Source organism: Burkholderia sp. MSMB617WGS (assembly GCF_001532025.2).
In the GTDB taxonomy this organism is placed as follows: domain Bacteria; phylum Pseudomonadota; class Gammaproteobacteria; order Burkholderiales; family Burkholderiaceae; genus Burkholderia; species Burkholderia savannae.
Window position 1 is genome coordinate 315,424 of sequence record NZ_CP013458.1, and the last position, 17,042, is coordinate 332,465.

The following is a 17,042-nucleotide window of genomic DNA, read 5'->3' on the forward strand; positions in this document are numbered from 1 at the left end:
TCATGCTCTCAAGCGGCGGACGCGTCGAGTGCGCGAAAGCTCGCGTCGATGCTTTGGGGCGTGATCTTGTCGTGTCCGCCGACGGGTGACTTCAGCAGCTTCGCGGCCGCGGCCGGAAAGCCGGCGAGCTTCGCGCGGCGCGATGCGGCGGCGATCCGGATCAGATCGATGATGACACCCGCGGCATTGCTCGAATCCTGGACCTTCAGCTTCAGATCGAGCTGTACCGGCGTGCCGCCCCAGCCGACGCCCTCGATGTTCACGATCGCAACCTTGTTGTCCTTCAGCTGCCCGATATAGCCGGCCGACGGGATGATCTCGACGCGAGATGTATCGACGCCGTCCTGCGCGAGCGCATTGAGCTTCGACTGCTGTTTGCTCGCGCCGCGCTCGCGCAGGTTGCGAAAGTCCTCGTTGCCGCCGAAGTTCAGTTGATACGAGCTCTGCAGCGTGATGCCGCGATCGCTCAGCAGTCCGAGCAGCGCGCGATGCACGACCGACGTGCCGAAGTGGCTCGCCAGATCGTCGCCCACGAGCGGCACGCCGGCCGCCTGATAGGCGTCGAGCAACGCGGGCGTGCGCGCGACGAGCTCCGGCGTGCAGTTGACGAACGCCACGCCGGCGGCGAGCGCCGCGCGCGCATACGCTTCGGCCGCCCATTGCAAGCCGGTCGGCAGAGAATAGAGCAGTACTTCGGCTTCGCTTTCGCGCAGGCGGCGCACGACGTGCTTGAATGCGTCGTCGTCGTCGCGGGTGGTCTCGGCCGTCAAGCCCTGATCCACCGGGAACGGGATGGCCGGCAGCGGTGCGCCGAGCATCGGATAGTTGTTCGGCGGCGCGAGCACGGCCGTGTCGAACGGGCGGCCGACCTTGTTCGGATGGACGTCGAATGCGGCGACGAACTCGACGTCGCTTACGCCGATGCCGCCGATGCGCGGCCGCTTGATGCCGACGAATTCGCGCTCGTCGACACCCTGGTCGCGAAGCGCCCGATAGTATTCGATGCCTTGGAACAGTGCCGATATGTTGTTACCCACGCCGGCAACTGCGAGACGAATGCGCTGAGCCATGTCTCGGTCTCCTCGTAACGTACGTGTGTCTATTGAATCGGATCGTTTGCCGAAATGTTGCGGAATGCAATCGATAAACTGATTCCGTTCTATATTTACGGTTTAATAGAAAATTGAGCGGCGAAACGGAAGGTGGCAGTTTTTATTGATGAGTTGATTTTTTGGTGGAACACAACTCTTCAATATTAGTCGCCGGAATTGGATTATCAAGGCGAGAGGCGATGAGATGCTGGGCGATTGCTTGATGGAACATTCAAGCGGCGTTCCGCCATGTTTTTTAATGAGGGGCGAAACCGTTTAATTTATATTTAATTGAATTGCGAATTTGTCGATTTTATTGCTTGTGATTCGTGCTGTAAATTGCGGCGTGGATTTGTTGATGGATTAAGCCGCTCCGAGCGGCTTCGGAAAACGACCCTCATTGACGGACGGCAGGGTCGTGGCGCCCGGCCGTCGATTGCGACGCGACGCGCGAGGCGTCGTGCGATCGATCAGACCCGCGCGCCGTGGCGGGATCAACACTTGTCGCGAGATCTCCGACGGAAATCAGCCGTGAATCAGGCTGTTCGGGAGTCCGCTTATCCCGGTGCACAGATAACGATTCTTGGCTGCCTTGTACACAAAATTGCGGACAGGTCCTTATCGTTAATCTATCGGCTTGGGGCACGCTCGAGGAATTCCCACAGCCCCCGATCCCCAAAATCTTTGATCGCCGTCTTCGCTCCCGCTTCTCTCAATTTCTCCTCACCCAACGCCGTCAACATCCCGAACGTAAAAATCCCAGCCGAACTCGCCGAGCGCACCCCCGACGCCGAATCCTCGAACGCCACCGCGTCTTCCGCCTTCGCCCCGAGCAACTCCAGCGCGGTCAAATAAGGCAACGGATGCGGCTTCCCATGTTCCAGCTCGCCGCCGATTACAAGCGTGCCGAACCGCTCCGCGAGCCCCAACGCATTGAGCATCATCGTCGCATTCTCGCGCGGCGCATTCGTCACGACCGCGGTCTTCGCGCCAACCCGCTCCGCATACCCGAGAATATCCGCCGTCCCCGCCGTCGGCGTCAGCTTCGCGCCCAGCTGCGCACGAAACAGCTGCTCCTTTTCCGCCGCCAGCTCGGTATATTCCGCCGCCGGCATCCCCGGAAACAACTCCCCGAAAATCAGGTCGTCGGAAAACCCCATCACGTGCGTCTTGTAGTAATCGATATCGATCGACCGATTCCAGCGCGCGAGCAGCGCGTTATACGCATTCAGATGCAACGCGTCGGTATCGACGAGCGTGCCGTCCAGATCGAACAACAGGGTGAGCGCGGTCACTTGGCGGAACTCCTTTCGAAGCGTCATGGTGTCGCATTCGTCATACGTAAGCGAATGCCGCTCAACGCTAACACAATCGGCGGCATCGTGTCGGAATATGTGACCGATGCGGCGAACCCGCTCTCGCAGCCATGAGCCGCGAATTCGCGCATGACGGACAGGCCACACGTATCGCCCTTGCAGGAGGAACCGGATCGGCAGGCCGCGATGATGCTTCGTGCGCCGACGAAGGGCGCCGCGCGCCGCCGCCGCGCGGTGCGTGCGCTACCAGAAGCCGCGGCGCGCATCGCGGGTGAGCAGGGGATCAAATGCGGAATCGAAGCCGCGTGCGAAGCGCCGCGCGCCGACGAACGGCACGTAACGACTGTCGGCATCGCGCGAGGCGCGTGAACGATCGATGCGCTCAGCCTTCCTGCTCCGCCGTCAGCCAGTCGAGCACAAGTGTCGCGAACGCGTCGCTCTCCTCGAGCTCCGGCGAATGCCCCGCATGCTCGAAGCCCGGATGCCGGACCGCGTGCGGCACGTACTGCGCAATCGACCACTTGCAGCTATGCCGATGCGTGCGGTCCGCCGCGCCCCACGTGAGCAGCGTCGGCTGCCGGACCTGCACGGCGCGCGGCGCATCGTCGTAGAAGCGCTGCCACAGCGAGCCGAGGCAGCAGAATGCGCCGTGATCGAAGGACGTATCGAGCATCGGTGCGAATTCGCGATAACGGTCTTTCGCCATCGCCTGACGGAACCAGCCGATGCCGATCTTCCGCGCGCCGAACGCGCACGCGCACTGTCCGACGAACGGCGTCGAGAGCAGGCTGCGCGCGTCGACGCGCCGCGCCCATGCGACTTGTTCGTCCCACGCCGGGCTTTGCCAAAGCAGCAGCCTGTCGACGAGCTCCGGCCGCGCCGCCGCGATCTGCAGCGCGATATGCGCCCATACGCACGAGAACGCGAGCAGGTATGGCCCTTCGTTCAGGCTCGCGAGCATCGCCTCGATCGCCGCGCGGTAGTCGTCGAACGAAAACGTGAAACGCCGGTTCGGCACGGAAAAGCCGAAGCCCGGCGGCTCGAAGCAGACGACGCGCGCATGTTGCGCGACGCGCGAGATCAGCCGGTCGAAGTGCTCGACGACGCTCGGCGGATCGCAGACGAACACGATCGTCGGACGTTCGCCCGCGCGCGAGCCGGCGGCGCGCACGCGGATCGTCGCGGTCGGCACGTCGCAAAAGCGCACGTCCGGCCGCGATTGCGCGGCCCAGCCGTGTCTGATCCGCGACGCGCGCGGGCCGAGCCGCAGCGGATCGAGCCACGTCATGCCGATATCGGCGCGCCGTTCGCGAGCGCTCGCGTGCGGCGCGTTCTTCAGGCGTCGCGTGCTCATCGCGATTTACTTCGTTGGCCAGAGAATCATCTGCGTGCAGCGGAACGTCGCGAGCAGCTTGTCCGTTTCGCGGTGCCGGACGGTCGCGTCCCACACCTGCGTCATGCGGCCGGCATGGATCGCGCGCGCCTCGCAGACAATCCCGCCTTCGCGCGCGGTGCCCATGAAATTGCTCTTCAGCTCGAGCGTGCTGAAGCTGGATGCGCCTTCCGGCAGGCTCGCGAGGCATCCGTAGCCGCACGCGGTGTCGGCGAGGCCGACGATCGTCCCCGCATGCAGGATGCCGTGCGCGAGCACGGCCTTGCGTATCGTCAGTTCGGCGCGCACGTAGTGTTTCTCGACCTGATTGACGACGATGCCGAGCAGGCCCGGCAGATAGTCGGCGCCGAACCGGTTGAAGTAGTCCGCATCCAGTTTTTCTTGCATGCCGCGTTCCTCGTCAGTTGTTCCGGATCTCGTTCGGCGTGCCGAGCTGCGCGCGCCACTGGGTGATGACCGGCAGCGTGTCGTTGAGAAACAGTTCGCGACAGGCGTGCCGCTGGATCTTTCCGCTCGTCGTCTTCGGTATCGCCGACGGCGGCGTGAAGACGATGTTGTGCACCGCGATGCCGTGCTGCAGAGTGATTGCCCGACGCAGCCGGCCGAACAGCGCGTCGGGCGTGAGGCCGACCATTTCGTGGCCGCCGTCGCCGAGCGCCTTCAGGTAGCGGGCCCGCAACTCGCGCACGACGATCACTTGCGGCGTCGCCTCGGTATCGAGCGCGAACACCGCGCATCCGCCGGGGCGGAACAGCTCGACGTCGAGCTCCTCGATCGTCGCCTCGACGTCGTGCGGATAATGATTCGCGCCGCGAATCAGCATCATGTCCTTCAGACGTCCCGTGACGAAAACCCCGGCCCCCGACCGATAGCCGTAGTCGCCGGTGCGCAGGAACCGCCCGTCGTAGCCGGGCAGTTCGTTTTCGAAGGTCTGTTCGCTCAGCTCGCGATTGTTCCAGTAGCCGAGCGCGACGCTTGGCCCCTGCGCCCAGATTTCGCCGACCCGGCCATCATCGCATGGAACGCGCGTGTCGGGATCGACGATCAGCACCACGCTGTCGCCGGCCGCGTCGCCGCATCCGATTGCCGTGTTCGCGCGCGCGTGCCGCTCGTCGCCGGTGCCGTCGGCGTCGGCGTCGTCGGATGCGCGCGTCGGCTGCGCGCCGCGCGGCGCGCACGCGACGACGGGCGGCTGCGATTTCAGTCCGCCCGTCATGAACAGCGTGTGCTCGGCGAGGCCGTAGCACGGATAGAACGCGCGTTCGTCGAAGCCGCAGCGCGCGAAGCGTTGCGCGAATGCCTGCAGCGTGGCGGGCCGAATCGGTTCCGCGCCGACGAACGCGACGCTCCATGAGCGCAGGTCGAGCTTGTCGAAATCGGCATCGGCGATGCGCATCGTCGCGAGCATCTGATACGCGAAATTCGGTCCGCCGCTCGTCGTCGCGCGCCGCTCGCCGATCGTGCGCAGCCAGCGCAGCGGGTGCTTCAGGAAGTCGACGTGCGACATCAGCGTGACCGGAAAACCGGCGTAGAGCGGCTGCAGGATGCCGCCGATCAGGCCCATGTCGTGGTACGGCGGCAGCCAGATCGCGCCGCGGCTGTTCGCGTCGTGCTCGAAGCGGCTCGCGATGAGGGCGGAGTTGTGCAGCAGGTTGCGGTGGCCGATCATCACGCCTTTCGGCGCGCCGGTCGAGCCGGACGTGTATTGCAGGTAGACGGGCGTCCGGTGATCGACGGCGCGCGGCGCGCGGCGCGCGCCGTCGTCGAGCAGCGTGTCGACCGTGAGCCAGCGCAGGCCGTCGAGCGCGGGCGAACCGGTTTCGACGCGATTCGCGCTGTCGCGCCCGGACGTCGTCGACAGGATCGCGGCCGGCGCGCAGTCCGCGACGATGCCGATCAACCGCCGCAGCGTGCGTTCCGCTTGTGCGGGCTCGACCGGATACGCGGGCACCGCGACGACGCCCGCATACATGCAGCCGAACAGCGCGACGATGTAGTCGATGCCCGGCGGAAACAGGAGCAGCACGCGATCCCCCGGCCGGGCGACTTCCGCCAGCGCCGCCGCGACGGCGCCCGCGCGCCGGTCCAGGTCCGCGCAAGTCAGATGCCGCTCGTCGCGATCGCCGCCCGTGACGAACGTATAGACGCGCAGGTCCGGCTGATGCGCGGCGCGATGTTGCGCGAGCTCGACGAAATCGGCGAACGCGCCGGCGGCGTTCGCGCCGGTGGGCGCCGAATGATTCGCATGCTTCATCGTGTCGGCCCCGTGGTCGGTCCGGCCGCGAGCAAGTCGGCCGATGCGCGCTCGCCTGCGTTCGCGTGCGCACTCACGCCGATGCCCATGCCGACGCTCGCACTCGCATCGCCGCCGAACAGCGCGCAGGCGTTGTCCCACAGAACCTTGCGCAGCACGTCGGCCGGCAGGTAGCGCTTCAGCTGCTCGATTTCGAAATCCCATTCGTACGGAATGAGCGGAAAGTCGCTGCCGTACAGGAAGCGGTTCGGGTGGTCGCGCATCTGCGGCACCAGTTGCTCGAGCGCGGGCTTCCATCGCGCGGGCAGGCGCGGATGCGCGCCGTGCGGATAGCGCGCTTCGTGCAGCGGCCTGACGTCGGGCACGATCTCGCCCGTCGCCGCGCGATGCCCGCCGAACGCCATTGCGGTATCGAAATGCAGGTTCGGAAATTCGTCGAGCAGATCGACGTACTCCTGAACTTCGTCATAACCGATGTGCGGGACGATCACCTTCAGGTGCGGCGTGCGCCGCATCGCGCGCCGAAAGCGCTCGACGTTGCAGACGCCGCGAATTTCATCCATGTTCGCGTTGTTCTTCGCGACCGCGCCCGAATGCAGGTTCAGCACTTTTCCGCGCTCGGCGAGCGCTTCGAAAATCGGCGCGAGCGCGTCGTCGTCCGGCGCGATCTTCAGCAAGCGGCAATGGATCTTGAGGCCGGCGAAGCCGAGCTCGTCGAGCACGCGAACCGCCTCGCGCACGCAATCGCGATCGTGCGGATGCACGGTGCCGAACGGCACGAGAAACGCCGGATGCCGCGACGCCAGGTGCGCGACGAAGTCGTTGAGAAACGGCGCGATGCCGGGCTGCGCCGCATAGCAGATGCCGGCCGCGCGCGCGACGCCGTGCGACTTCAGGAAAACGATCGATTGCTCGGCGAGCAGCGCATAGCGAATCTTCCAGGCGTCGCGCTCGTAGTTCTTCCAGACGAGCTTCGTCACGACGTCGGGCAGCACGTGTATGCGCGCATCGAAGATCTTGAGTGCCGTCATCGGGAGATCCGGTCGGTTTCGATGGAAGGAAAACGCGGGTCACGCATCGTCGCGCCGCGCGTTCGCGAGCCGCCGGCGGATCGCGTCGCGATCGGGATGCTGAACGTCCCACACGAGCCCGAGCCGCTCGAGCAGCGCGATCAGCGATCCGGTCACGTCGATCTGCCATCGATCGAAGCGCATGCTCGCGTACTGCGGAAACGCATGATGGTTGTTGTGCCAGCCCGCGCCGAGCGTCAGGATCGCGAGCCACCATGCGTTGCGGCTCTGATCGCGGCCGCGAAACGGCCGGTTGCCGCCGAGCGAATGGCCGATCGAATTGACCGCCCAGATCGCGTTCGTCGCGAGAAAGATCCGCACGGTGCCGCCCCACAGCAGGCCGAGCAGCGCGCTCTTCCACGACGGATCGAGCAGCCCGCCGAGCGCGGCGGGCAGCAGCAGGCCGAGCAGCAGCCAGTAATCGTACGCGAGATGGATGCGCAGCAGCGCCGGGTCCCGGTACATGTCGTTTGCGTACTGGCGCCAGCCCGCCGGGCGCGCGGACGACGGATCGAACAGCCAGCCGACGTGGCCGTGCAGAATGCCCTTCGCGCGGCCGACGAAACCGCGTCCGCCGAGTTGCGGCGTATGCGGATCGCCAGGCCGGTCGGCGTTCGCATGATGCAGCCGATGGATCGCGACCCACCACATGAGCGGCCCCATATATGCGAGCGAGCCGAGGACCGCGAGCGCGATCTTCACCGACGGCGCGGCCTTGAACGTGCGATGCGCGAAGTAGCGATGCAGCGCGAGCTCCATGCCGAGGATATTGAGCACGTAGAAGAGCGCGAGCATCGCGATGTCCTGCGCGCGCGGGGCGAGGCCGAATCCGGCCCAGAGCGCGATCGCGGCGGCCGTGCCGATCGCCGGTATCGCTGCGACGCCCAGATGGCGCGCGGACGACGCGCGCGACAGATGCCCGGATGCGCGATCGTCGGGCGTGGGCGGGATTGCCGGATCGGTCGCCGACGCCGCGCGATGCGGCGTCTTCGCGCAGCCGGCGCTGTCGGCGGGCGCGTTTTTCATGCGACGGCCGCCCGATGCCGGGAGCCGGCGTGAATCCGGTTCGGCTCGATGCGCCGGAACGTGATCCGGTAGAGCACGAACGCGCCGAGATCGAACGAATAGCTCATCGTCCGGTAAAGCCGCTCGTAGCGCTCGATCACGTCGGGCGGCGCGAGCTCGAGCGCCTCGCGGCGATGCGCGCGCAGGTTCTCGAACCACGCGCGCATCGTCTTCACGTAGTCGTGGCGATCGTTGCGAACGAGTTCCACTTCGAACAGCATTTCGGATGCCAGAACGATATCCGCGAGATACGGCAGATCCGATTCCGGAAAGACTTCGCGCGCGATGAAGAGATCGGAGTGCCGGCGGTCGCGGGGCACGTCGCCGTAGCCCATCGTCTGCAGCGACAGCCGGCCGCCCGGCTTCAGGAAGCCGTGGCATTTCGTGAAGAAGTGCCGATAGGCTTCGACCTTGTCTTCGTCGATCTTCGCGAAGTGTTCGAATGCGCCGAGCGAGATGATCCCGTCGAACGGCCGGTCGGGTTCGTAGTCCTGCCAGTTCCGCAACTGCACGTCGATGCCCGGATGCCGGTATTGCTCGCCGATGTAGCGGAGCTGCTCGTTCGACAGCGTGAGCCCGACCGCCTCCTTCACGCCGGCGGCCGTCACGAGCCGGTCGAGCAGCGCGCCCCAGCCGCAGCCGATGTCGAGCACGCGCGCCGCGCCGCGCGCCCGGATCTGCGCGATGTGATAGTCGAGCTTGCGGATTTGCGCCTGCTCGTGCGTATCGCCTTCCTCGAACATCGCGCACGAGTAGTTGCGGCCGCGTTCCTGCGCGAGCGCGAGGAACGCGTTGCCGATGTCGTAGTGGTACTGGATCGCGTCGGCGGACGCGCCGTACGGCGCGCCGCGATTCGGCGCGCCGGTTTCGCGGTTCTCGGGCCGGATGGTCATCGTTCGGTCTCCTATCGCTTGGCCGACAGATCGGCGAGCGCCCGCGCGAGCGAGTCGATCGTCGGATATTGATAGGGCAGGCTCGGGGACAGCTCGAAGCCGAGATAGTCCTCGAGATCGCCGACCATCCTCATCGCGTCGGCCGAATCGAGGCCGTACTCGACGAACTGCTTGTTCACGTCGATCGCGCTGCTGTCGGTGCGCAGCCTGGCTGCGACGTAGCCGGTCATCCAGCCGGCGATTTCCTCGTGGGTTCTTGCGTCGAATTCCACTGCGTTCAGGGTGGCGCTCTTCATTTTCCGGGCTCCCGTCGAGAGTCGTTCATGGGGCGATGCGCTTCTTTGCAATCAGTTCGTCGTTGGGGCGATTCACGTCGTGGACGAGGTGCAGGCGTTCCAGCACGCGCACGAACAGCCCGCCCGGATCGATCTGCCACCAATGCAGCCCGGTGAAGGCGGACGCGGGAAACGCGTGATGGTTGTTGTGCCAGCCTTGGCCGAATGTCGGGATCGCGAGCAGCAGGCTGTTGCGGCTGCGGTCGTGCGCGCTCGTGTGGAAGTCGCGCCGGCCGATCACGTGGCACAGCGAATTCAGCGCCCAGATGCAATGGCTGACCGCGAAGATTCGCACCATGTCGCCCCACAGGAAGCCGAGCAGCACGCCCGTCCACGAGCGCGACGCGAGCCCGCAGATCAGCGGCGGCAGCGCGAGGCCGATCGCGACCCAGCGGTAGTACGCCATGTGCTGCCTGAAGACGAGCGGGTCCTGATAGAGGTCGGGTACGTATTTCTCCCATCCCGCCGGCCGTGTCGACTCGCCGACGAAGAGCCACCCGATGTGGCTGTGATAGAGGCCCTTGAGCCGGCCGCCGGCACCGTCGCCCGACAGATGCGGCGAATGGGGATCGCCTTTGCCGTCGCTCGTCGAATGATGGCGGCGATGCGTCGACGCCCACCAGTTGACGGGGCCGTGCGCGCCCATCGAGCCGAGTGCGATCAGCGCGGTCCGCACCCACGGCTTCGCCTTGAACGCCTTGTGCGTCACGTGGCGATGAAAGCCGACTTCGAGGCCCAGCGCGGTCGCGAAATAGAACACGGCGAACACGGTCCATTCGACGGCGCCCGGCGCGTGACCGCCGATCCATAGCGCGATCGCGGCGGCTGTGCCCAATGCGGGCAGCAGCGTGACGGCGGCGGCGATGCGGCGATCGAGACGGGCGGCGGAGCGGGGCGGGAACCGTGCCGGGCGAGCCGAGCCATGCGAACCGGAAGAAAAAGACGCGGGAATCGCGCTTCCGGTCGCACCCTCGGGCTGGCTCGCCTCGCTTGAAGACGGAGGCTGGCCGGAACTCATCGGATATCTCTCAGTAAATTGTTTGGTACATATTTCATTGACGACATTCGAAACTCAATATGAATTTTCCTATCGTCAATGCTGAAGTGTTTGGTATGCGGAAAGTGATTTTTCGAGGCGTTATTTGGATTCGAATGCGTCAATCGGATAAACGTCGGCGGAAACCGTTTCCAGCGTCTCGCGCGCTTTCTAGTCCTCGGTTCGTCGTTTCGCTTCGGTAAATGCTGCATAGGGCTGGATTTGACGCCGATGACGATACGGCGGCCGTCAAACGGGTTTCGGAAGCGGTTCCTGAAAATCGAGGAAATACTCGGTGAACGAATTGCCGGAATGTTGTCGCGATGCGGATTGAGTCAGCTTGCCTGAGTCGGACTGAATTTAAATAAGCGGCGATAAAAAATAAGGAATTGATTCACGCGATATCGAACGGGCGCTTTTCGATCGGGGTTGAATCGGCCGCACGCGATGTCGGCCTGCCGCGGTATGGTGCGGGTTTTGCCTTGCGTCGTCGATCGTCGCCGCGGGCGATGAAAATCGCGCCGGCCTTCGGGTTATCGCGCGGCGGAGAATCCGCGCCCGAACTGCTTTCGATACGCGCCCGGCGAAATCGAATAAGCGGCGGTGAAATGCTGCCGCAGCGACACGGTCGACCCGAATCCGGCGATCTCCGCGATGCGCTCGATCGTCTTGTCGCTCGTCTCGAGCAGCCGCTGCGCGGCCGTCAGCCGATGATTCAGCAGCCATTGCGAGACGGTCGTGCCGGTCTTCGTCTTGAAGCGCCGCGTGAAGGTGCGCCGGCTCATGCCCGCGCGCGCAGCGAGCGCGTCGAGGCACAGCGGCTGTTCGAGATGCTCGATCGCCCAATCGAGCGCCGCGCTGAGCGGATCGCCCGCCGTCGCCTTCGGCAGCGGCTGCTCGATGTACTGCGCTTGCCCGCCGTGGCGGTGCGGCGCGACGACCATCCGGCGCGCGACGCGGTTCGCGATGTCCGCGCCGTGATCGCGGCGCAGCAGATGCAGGCAACAGTCGATCGCCGCCGCGGTGCCCGCCGACGTGAGCACGTCGCCGTCGTCGATGTACAGCACCTTCCGGTCGAGCCTGATCTTCGGGTACTTCTGCGCGAAGTCGTCGCCCCACACCCAATGCGTCGCGGCGGTGCGGCCGTCCAGCAGGCCGGCTTCCGCGAGGATGAACGTGCCGAGGCACAGGCCCGCGATCCGCGCGCCGCGCCGATGCGCGGACCGCAGCGCGTTCAGCAGCGCCTCGGGCGGCCGTTCGTCCGGGTCGCGCCACGCGGGCACGATCACCGTATCCGCAGCGGCCAGCACCGACAGATCGTGCGGCACGTCGATGCTGAAGCCCGACATCGTCGGCACGAGCCCCGGCTTTTCGGCGCAGATCAGCAGGCGGTAGCGCGGCACGCCGAGCCGCGCGAGGTCGTCGCCGAACACGATGCACGGCACCGACAAGTGAAACGGGCTGATGCCTTCGAACGCGATGACCGCGACGGTATGCATGACGGATGAGACGGCAGTCCAAAAAGGTGGCCCGATCCTATCACATGTTGTCTCGAAGGCCACTTTCGCGGTGCGGCCCGCATCCGGATACTTGCGCCTGTCTTGCCGCCGCGGAGGCGAGACGCGCAGCGACGGACGATGGGCGTGCGTCGCGTTTCATTCACCAGGACTTTCACGATGAGCCATCCCACCATTCGCACCTTGGCCGGCGCGAGCGCTCCGCAGGCGATCGAGGCCGTGAGCACCGCGCTGCTGGTGATCGATTTCCAGAACGAATATTTCAGCGGCAAGATGCCGATCCCGGACGGCGCGCGCGCGCTGCGCAACACGCAGCGGCTCGTCGAGCATGCGGACCGCGCAGGCATTCGCGTGTTTCACATTCAGCACGTGGCGCCCGCGGGCAGCCCGGTGTTCGCCGAGGACGGCGACGGCGTGCGCTTCCACGCGCAGTTGCAACCTGCGGCGAACCATCAGGTGCTGAGGAAATCGTCCGTCAGCGCGTTTCCGACGACCGACCTCGACGCGCGCCTGAAGGCGGCCGGCATCGAGACGCTGATCATCGCGGGCCTGATGACGCATGCGTGCGTTGCGGGGGCGGCGCGCGACGCCGTGCCGCTCGGCTACGACGTGATCGTCGTCGACGATGCGTGCGCGACGCGCAATCTCGATCGCGCGGACGGCAGCGTGCTGCCGCATGCGGATTTGCATCGCGCGGCGCTCGCGACCGTCGACGACACGTTCGGCGAAGTGATGACGACCGACGACGTGTTGACGCTGCCGCTCGCGTAACACGGGGCGCGGCCGGCTTCGGCCGGCGGCGCGAGGGACCACCGAGAAACGAAAATCGTCGCCGTGCGGCGAGGCGTGCCATCCGCGCCGCGCAGGCCGACGTGACAACGAAGTTTGACCCGGAGCGTTCGCGATCGCCCGACGGGGCATTACCAGAACGAAAGGAACGCTCCGTTTTTTCAATAAGAAAGAAGGCAAGAAAATGAATCACAAGTCGTTCTCGAGAATCGATGCTCACGATCTGGAGATGGTCGCGTTCGGCTCGAACCCGCGCGTACGGGCGCGCGACGCAGTGTTCGCCGTCGACAACGCGATGCGGCAGAACTACGCGGCGCTGAAGGCGAGGCTCACGTCGCATCTGAGCCCCGTCATCGTCGTCAACAACGATTACCGCGGCGGGCAGTACACGCTGATCCACGAAGGCCGGCGCGAGACGCTCGAGTCGGTGTCGCCGGTGTTCGAACTGGTGAAATCGATCAGCCACACGCCGCTCGGCATCTACGTGATCATCGCGCCGTATCTGAAGCAGCCCGAAGCGATCGAATGGGTGCGGCCGCTCGAGGCGTTCGGCGAGACGCTGAAGAACGCGCTGCGGCACCTCGACGCCGCCGAGTTTCCGGCCGATGCGCGAGCGGCGAGCGCGCGCATTCTCGAAGGCGGGATTCACTTCATCGCGCAATCGGTCGTCGAAGGGCGCTTCAGCATCGAGAGCTACGAGCGGTTCTCCGCGAGCGTCGCCGATGCGATCAAGGTCAACATGCAGTGCGCGGCGCAAGCTCAGGTGGCGGGCGTCGAGGCGTTGATCAAACGCTGGAAGGCGGCGCTCGGCGACGACGAATGGAAGAAGGTGTACACGGTCGTGCTGTCGATCTGGACGACGTCGGTGCGCAACCAGAACACGATCATCCTGCGGCGCCTGATGGACCGAAAGAACGTCGACACGCACCTGATCGACATCGCGACGGCGGAGACGCCCGCCGATCCGGTCGCGGTCGCGCTCGACAATCTCGCGCGGATCGTGCAGGACAACATCGCGGCCGAGATGGTGTTCCCGACCGATCCGGTGCTGGCGGATTCGCTCAAGGGGACCGAGGATCTGTTGTCGAATGCGATCGGCAAGCTGATTCGCTGTCCTTATTCGAAGCACTGACCGCCGATGGGGCATGCCTGGGCGTCGAGCGTGCGAAGCCTCGCGAAGCCGATGCTTCCGGAAGCGGAAGCGGCCGAGATCGCGACGCACGCGAAGCGCGTTATGCGTCTCCCGTCGCGCTCCAAAAGGCGAAAGGCGCGCCGCCCGGCGCGCCTTTTTTCATCGAGCGATGCGCAACGAACCGCAATTCGTCACGCCGCATCGGACTCCCAAACGACCGCCGCCCCGCGCGCGTCCCACGCGTCGAGAAACGGCGCATACCGCGCCTCGACGCGATTGCGGCGCACCTTGAACGTCGGCGTGACGAAGCCGCTCGTCTCGTTCCAGATCGAATCGACGACCACGACGAAGCGCAGCTTCTCGTGATCGTCGAGGCTCGCGTTGACGCGTTCGAGATGCTCGCCGAGCGATGTCGCGAGCGCCGCGCGCCGGCCGTCGTCGTCGAGCCTGCGGCCTTCGTCGGACAGCGACACGAGCGCGCACGGCTGCGGCCGTCCCGCACCGACGACGCAGCACGCATCGACGAGCGGATGCGTCGTGAGCCTGCTTTCGATCGGCGACGGCGCGACGTACTTGCCCTTGCTCGTCTTGAAGATCTCCTTCACGCGCCCGGTGATTTTGAGTCGGCCCGCTTCGTCGAGCTCGCCCAAGTCGCCGCTGCGGATGAAGCCGTCGGGCGTGAAGAGCGCGGCGGTGAGGTCGGGGCGCTTGTAATAGCCGATCGTGTTGCCCGGCGAGCGGATCTCGATTTCACCGGTGTCGGCGAGCCGGCTCTCGACGTCGCGCACCGGCGCGCCGACGTAGCCCGGCCGCATGTCGTGCTGCCGGCACGAGTGCGACACGCCGCACAATTCGCTCATCCCGTAGCCTTCGAGCAGTTCGAGCCCGAGATCGCGATACCAGGTGAGCAGCGCGGGCTCGATCGCCGCGGCGGCGCTTGCGGCGAGGCGAACCCGGTCGAGGCCGAGCTGCTGAAGAATCATCGGCTTCATCGCGTCCGGAATCGGGCCGGGCGGCAGGCGGCTCGCGGCCGCGTGCCGGAACTTCGCCCACAGGCGCGGCACCGAGATGAAGAACGTCGGCCGCGCGCGTTGAAGGTCGGCGACGAACGTGTCGAGCGATTCGCCGAAGTAGACGGTGAAGCCCGCGCGCACCGATAGCATCTCGACATAGCCGCGCTCCGCGACGTGCGACAGCGGCAGGTACGAGATCATCCGGTCGCCGGGGCCGAGCGCGATCAGATCGAAGACGGGCTCGACGCACCAGCCGAGCGCGCCGAACGTTAGCATCACGCCCTTCGGGTCGCCCGTCGTGCCGGACGTGTAGACGATCGTCCCGAGCTCGTCGGCGGCGCGCGTCACGTGCTCGGCGAGCGGCACGGTGTCGCGCACGATGTCGTCCCATTTCACGCCGTCGAACTGCGCGCCGGACAGGTACGGCAGGCCGATGCGCCGCACGTGCGGCGGCACGCCGTCGCGCATCTGCTCCCATGCGTCGAGCTTGCCGACGAACAGCGCCGCCGCTTCGCTGTGCGTGAGCACTTGCCGGACCGATTCGGCGCCGAGCGTCGGGTAGAGCGGCACCGACACATGGCCGCTCAGCCAGATCGCGAAATCGGCGAGAATCCAGTGCGCGCAGTTCTTCGACAGGATCGCGATGTTCGATCCGCGCGGCAGATCGAGCGCGCGCAGGTACGCGGCGACGCGGCGCGCTTCGTCGAGCGCCTCGCGCCACGTGAAGCGGCGGATTTCGCCGCCGCCCGTCGGCTGGACGAGCCAGACGTCGTCGGCGCGCGTGCGTTCCCAGTATTGAAGGCGTTCGAGCGGCAGGTTGTCCGGGTCGATCGAGGTCAATGTCGTCTCCTTGCGAGCGGCGGGCGCGCGGCGGCCGCCGCGCGATGTATCGTTGCAGGCCGGTGCATTCGCACAACGCCGACGCGCGCCGGTTTTCGTCGGTTCGGAGCGGCGTCGGCGGCCTCCCGAAAATTCTCACCTTTCGATCTTGCGCGCCATATCTGCGCCGCCCGGTGCGCGCATGCATGTATGCGCGATGCGTGCTGTCGCGCGATCGCCGAGCGGCTTCGGCGATCGCGCGCCTTCGTCGGCCGCGTCTTGGCCGTGTCTTGGCCGCGTCTCGGTTGCGTTGCTCCCGTCGCGGCGTTCATCGGCGTCGCGCTCGCCGCGCATCGGCGGCGCGGGCTGCCGAGCCGGCCGCCGCGATCGCGGCTCCTTTCGCCCGTCAAGCGTCGTTCATGCAAGCGATGCGGCTTGCGCACGCGTGCCGAGAATCCGCCGCGCTTCCTGCGGCGACGCGATCTCGCGCCCGGCTTCGCGCGCGATCGTCGCGATCGCGTCGACGAGCTGCGCGTTCGACGTCGCGCGTGCGCCGTCCGGCAGATAGAACGTGTCTTCGAGCCCGGTGCGCAGCTGTCCGCCGAGCTCGGCCGTCCGCCGATGCAGCGCCCAGATGTTCGCGCGGCCGATCGCGGTGACCTGCCACGTCGAATCGGGCCGCAGCAGCCGGATCAGGATCGGCAGCAGCTCGGGATCGGCCGGCATGCCCGACTCGACGCCCATCACGAAGTTGTAATTCGATCGTCCTGCGAACAATCCGGCGCGCGCGTACATGTCGATGCAGCGGACGATGCCGGTGTCGAAACACTCGAACTCGGGCACCGCGCCCGTCTCGGCCATCGTCGTCAAAAACGACGCGACTTTCTCGACCGGGTTGTCGAACAGCATCGGCGGCCACGCCCACGCGCCGTCCGCCTTCACTTTCAGATAGTTGAGCGAGCCCGCGTTGCATGCGGCGATTTCCGGGCGGATCGAACGGATGCATGCGAGCGGACCGTCGACGTTCGGCCCGACGATGCCCGTCGACTGATTGAAGATCACGCCCGGGCACGCCTCGCGGATCGCCTGCGCGATCTCGGCCGCGAGCTGAGGGTCCCACGATGGCAGGTGCCCCTTGTCCGGCTCCTGCCGGCGAAAGTGCACGTGCATGCACGATGCGCCGGCGTCGTACGCGCCTTTCGCTTCGCGCGCCATCTGCTCGGGCGTGACGGGCACGTTGAACTGCTTCGGGTCCGTGAAGATGCCGTTCAGCGCGCACGTGACGACGACGGGGTGGCTCATCGAAAATTCTCCTTGTA

Annotated in this window: 16 protein-coding genes; 3 read left to right on the forward strand and 13 right to left on the reverse strand. The window is 66.0% G+C overall.

Features of this window, described 5'->3' with window-relative positions; all coding sequences use genetic code 11:
- Nucleotides 1–8: 8 nt before the first annotated feature.
- Nucleotides 9–1,070: an inositol-3-phosphate synthase gene (locus WT60_RS21405; protein ID WP_060356121.1), complete on the reverse strand. Its 1,062-nt coding sequence runs from the start codon at nucleotides 1,068–1,070 to the stop codon at nucleotides 9–11.
- A 650-nt stretch (nucleotides 1,071–1,720) separates the two neighbouring features.
- A complete protein-coding gene (locus tag WT60_RS21410; RefSeq protein WP_038746320.1) occupies nucleotides 1,721–2,386 on the reverse strand; it encodes an HAD-IA family hydrolase in 666 nt (221 codons plus the stop codon).
- Nucleotides 2,387–2,536: 150 nt separating this feature from the next.
- On the opposite strand from WT60_RS21410, the gene WT60_RS21415 reads away from it, so the two are divergent.
- Entirely contained in the window at nucleotides 2,537–2,776 is a 240-nt protein-coding gene (locus WT60_RS21415; RefSeq protein WP_145986846.1) for a hypothetical protein, read from the forward strand.
- Between the two features lie 13 nt (nucleotides 2,777–2,789).
- Here WT60_RS21415 and WT60_RS21420 read toward each other — a convergent pair whose 3' ends face one another.
- The 9 genes from WT60_RS21420 to WT60_RS21460 form a co-directional block, all read right to left on the reverse strand.
- Nucleotides 2,790–3,761 (reverse strand): alpha/beta hydrolase, encoded by a 972-nt coding sequence (locus tag WT60_RS21420; protein WP_060356120.1) that lies wholly within the window; start codon nucleotides 3,759–3,761, stop codon nucleotides 2,790–2,792.
- Between the two features lie 6 nt (nucleotides 3,762–3,767).
- Nucleotides 3,768–4,187, reverse strand: coding sequence for a PaaI family thioesterase (locus WT60_RS21425; RefSeq protein ID WP_038746088.1), 420 nt, complete (start codon nucleotides 4,185–4,187; stop codon nucleotides 3,768–3,770).
- Nucleotides 4,188–4,200: 13 nt separating this feature from the next.
- On the reverse strand, nucleotides 4,201–6,054 hold the full coding sequence (locus WT60_RS21430; RefSeq protein ID WP_060356119.1) for a fatty acyl-AMP ligase: 1,854 nt from the start codon (nucleotides 6,052–6,054) through the stop codon (nucleotides 4,201–4,203).
- The gene (locus tag WT60_RS21435; RefSeq protein ID WP_060356118.1) at nucleotides 6,051–7,085 is read right to left on the reverse strand and encodes an amidohydrolase family protein; all 1,035 of its coding nucleotides are present in this window, start codon (nucleotides 7,083–7,085) and stop codon (nucleotides 6,051–6,053) included. Before WT60_RS21435 ends, WT60_RS21430 begins: the two co-directional genes overlap by 4 nt.
- Before the next feature lie 39 nt (nucleotides 7,086–7,124).
- Complete coding sequence (locus WT60_RS21440; protein WP_060356117.1) at nucleotides 7,125–8,150, reverse strand: acyl-CoA desaturase; 1,026 nt, start codon at nucleotides 8,148–8,150, stop codon at nucleotides 7,125–7,127.
- Nucleotides 8,147–9,082 carry a class I SAM-dependent methyltransferase gene (locus tag WT60_RS21445; RefSeq protein ID WP_059576647.1) on the reverse strand — a complete coding sequence of 312 codons (936 nt, stop codon included), beginning with the start codon at nucleotides 9,080–9,082 and terminating at the stop codon, nucleotides 8,147–8,149. The genes WT60_RS21440 and WT60_RS21445 overlap by 4 nt, the downstream gene beginning before the upstream one ends.
- Before the next feature lie 11 nt (nucleotides 9,083–9,093).
- A complete protein-coding gene (locus WT60_RS21450; RefSeq protein ID WP_038746098.1) occupies nucleotides 9,094–9,378 on the reverse strand; it encodes an acyl carrier protein in 285 nt (94 codons plus the stop codon).
- Nucleotides 9,379–9,403: 25 nt separating this feature from the next.
- Entirely contained in the window at nucleotides 9,404–10,435 is a 1,032-nt protein-coding gene (locus tag WT60_RS21455; RefSeq protein ID WP_059671402.1) for a fatty acid desaturase, read from the reverse strand.
- 551 nt (nucleotides 10,436–10,986) lie between these two features.
- The gene (locus WT60_RS21460; RefSeq protein ID WP_038746102.1) at nucleotides 10,987–11,952 is read right to left on the reverse strand and encodes a helix-turn-helix domain-containing protein; all 966 of its coding nucleotides are present in this window, start codon (nucleotides 11,950–11,952) and stop codon (nucleotides 10,987–10,989) included.
- 177 nt (nucleotides 11,953–12,129) lie between these two features.
- Here WT60_RS21460 and WT60_RS21465 point away from each other — a divergent pair, with 177 nt between their 5' ends.
- Both WT60_RS21465 and WT60_RS34620 read left to right on the forward strand, forming a co-directional pair.
- Nucleotides 12,130–12,741, forward strand: a complete 612-nt coding sequence (locus tag WT60_RS21465; RefSeq protein ID WP_038746104.1) for a cysteine hydrolase family protein — start codon at nucleotides 12,130–12,132, stop codon at nucleotides 12,739–12,741.
- Nucleotides 12,742–12,943: 202 nt separating this feature from the next.
- On the forward strand, nucleotides 12,944–13,891 hold the full coding sequence (locus tag WT60_RS34620) for a hypothetical protein (RefSeq protein WP_059671403.1): 948 nt from the start codon (nucleotides 12,944–12,946) through the stop codon (nucleotides 13,889–13,891).
- A 191-nt stretch (nucleotides 13,892–14,082) separates the two neighbouring features.
- Here the strand turns inward: WT60_RS34620 and WT60_RS21475 are convergent, their stop codons facing one another.
- Together WT60_RS21475 and WT60_RS21485 are read right to left on the reverse strand one after the other, a co-directional pair.
- Entirely contained in the window at nucleotides 14,083–15,744 is a 1,662-nt protein-coding gene (locus WT60_RS21475) for an AMP-binding protein (protein ID WP_060356116.1), read from the reverse strand.
- Nucleotides 15,745–16,140: 396 nt separating this feature from the next.
- Nucleotides 16,141–17,025 (reverse strand): 3-keto-5-aminohexanoate cleavage protein, encoded by an 885-nt coding sequence (locus tag WT60_RS21485; protein ID WP_038746112.1) that lies wholly within the window; start codon nucleotides 17,023–17,025, stop codon nucleotides 16,141–16,143.
- Nucleotides 17,026–17,042: the final 17 nt, after the last annotated feature.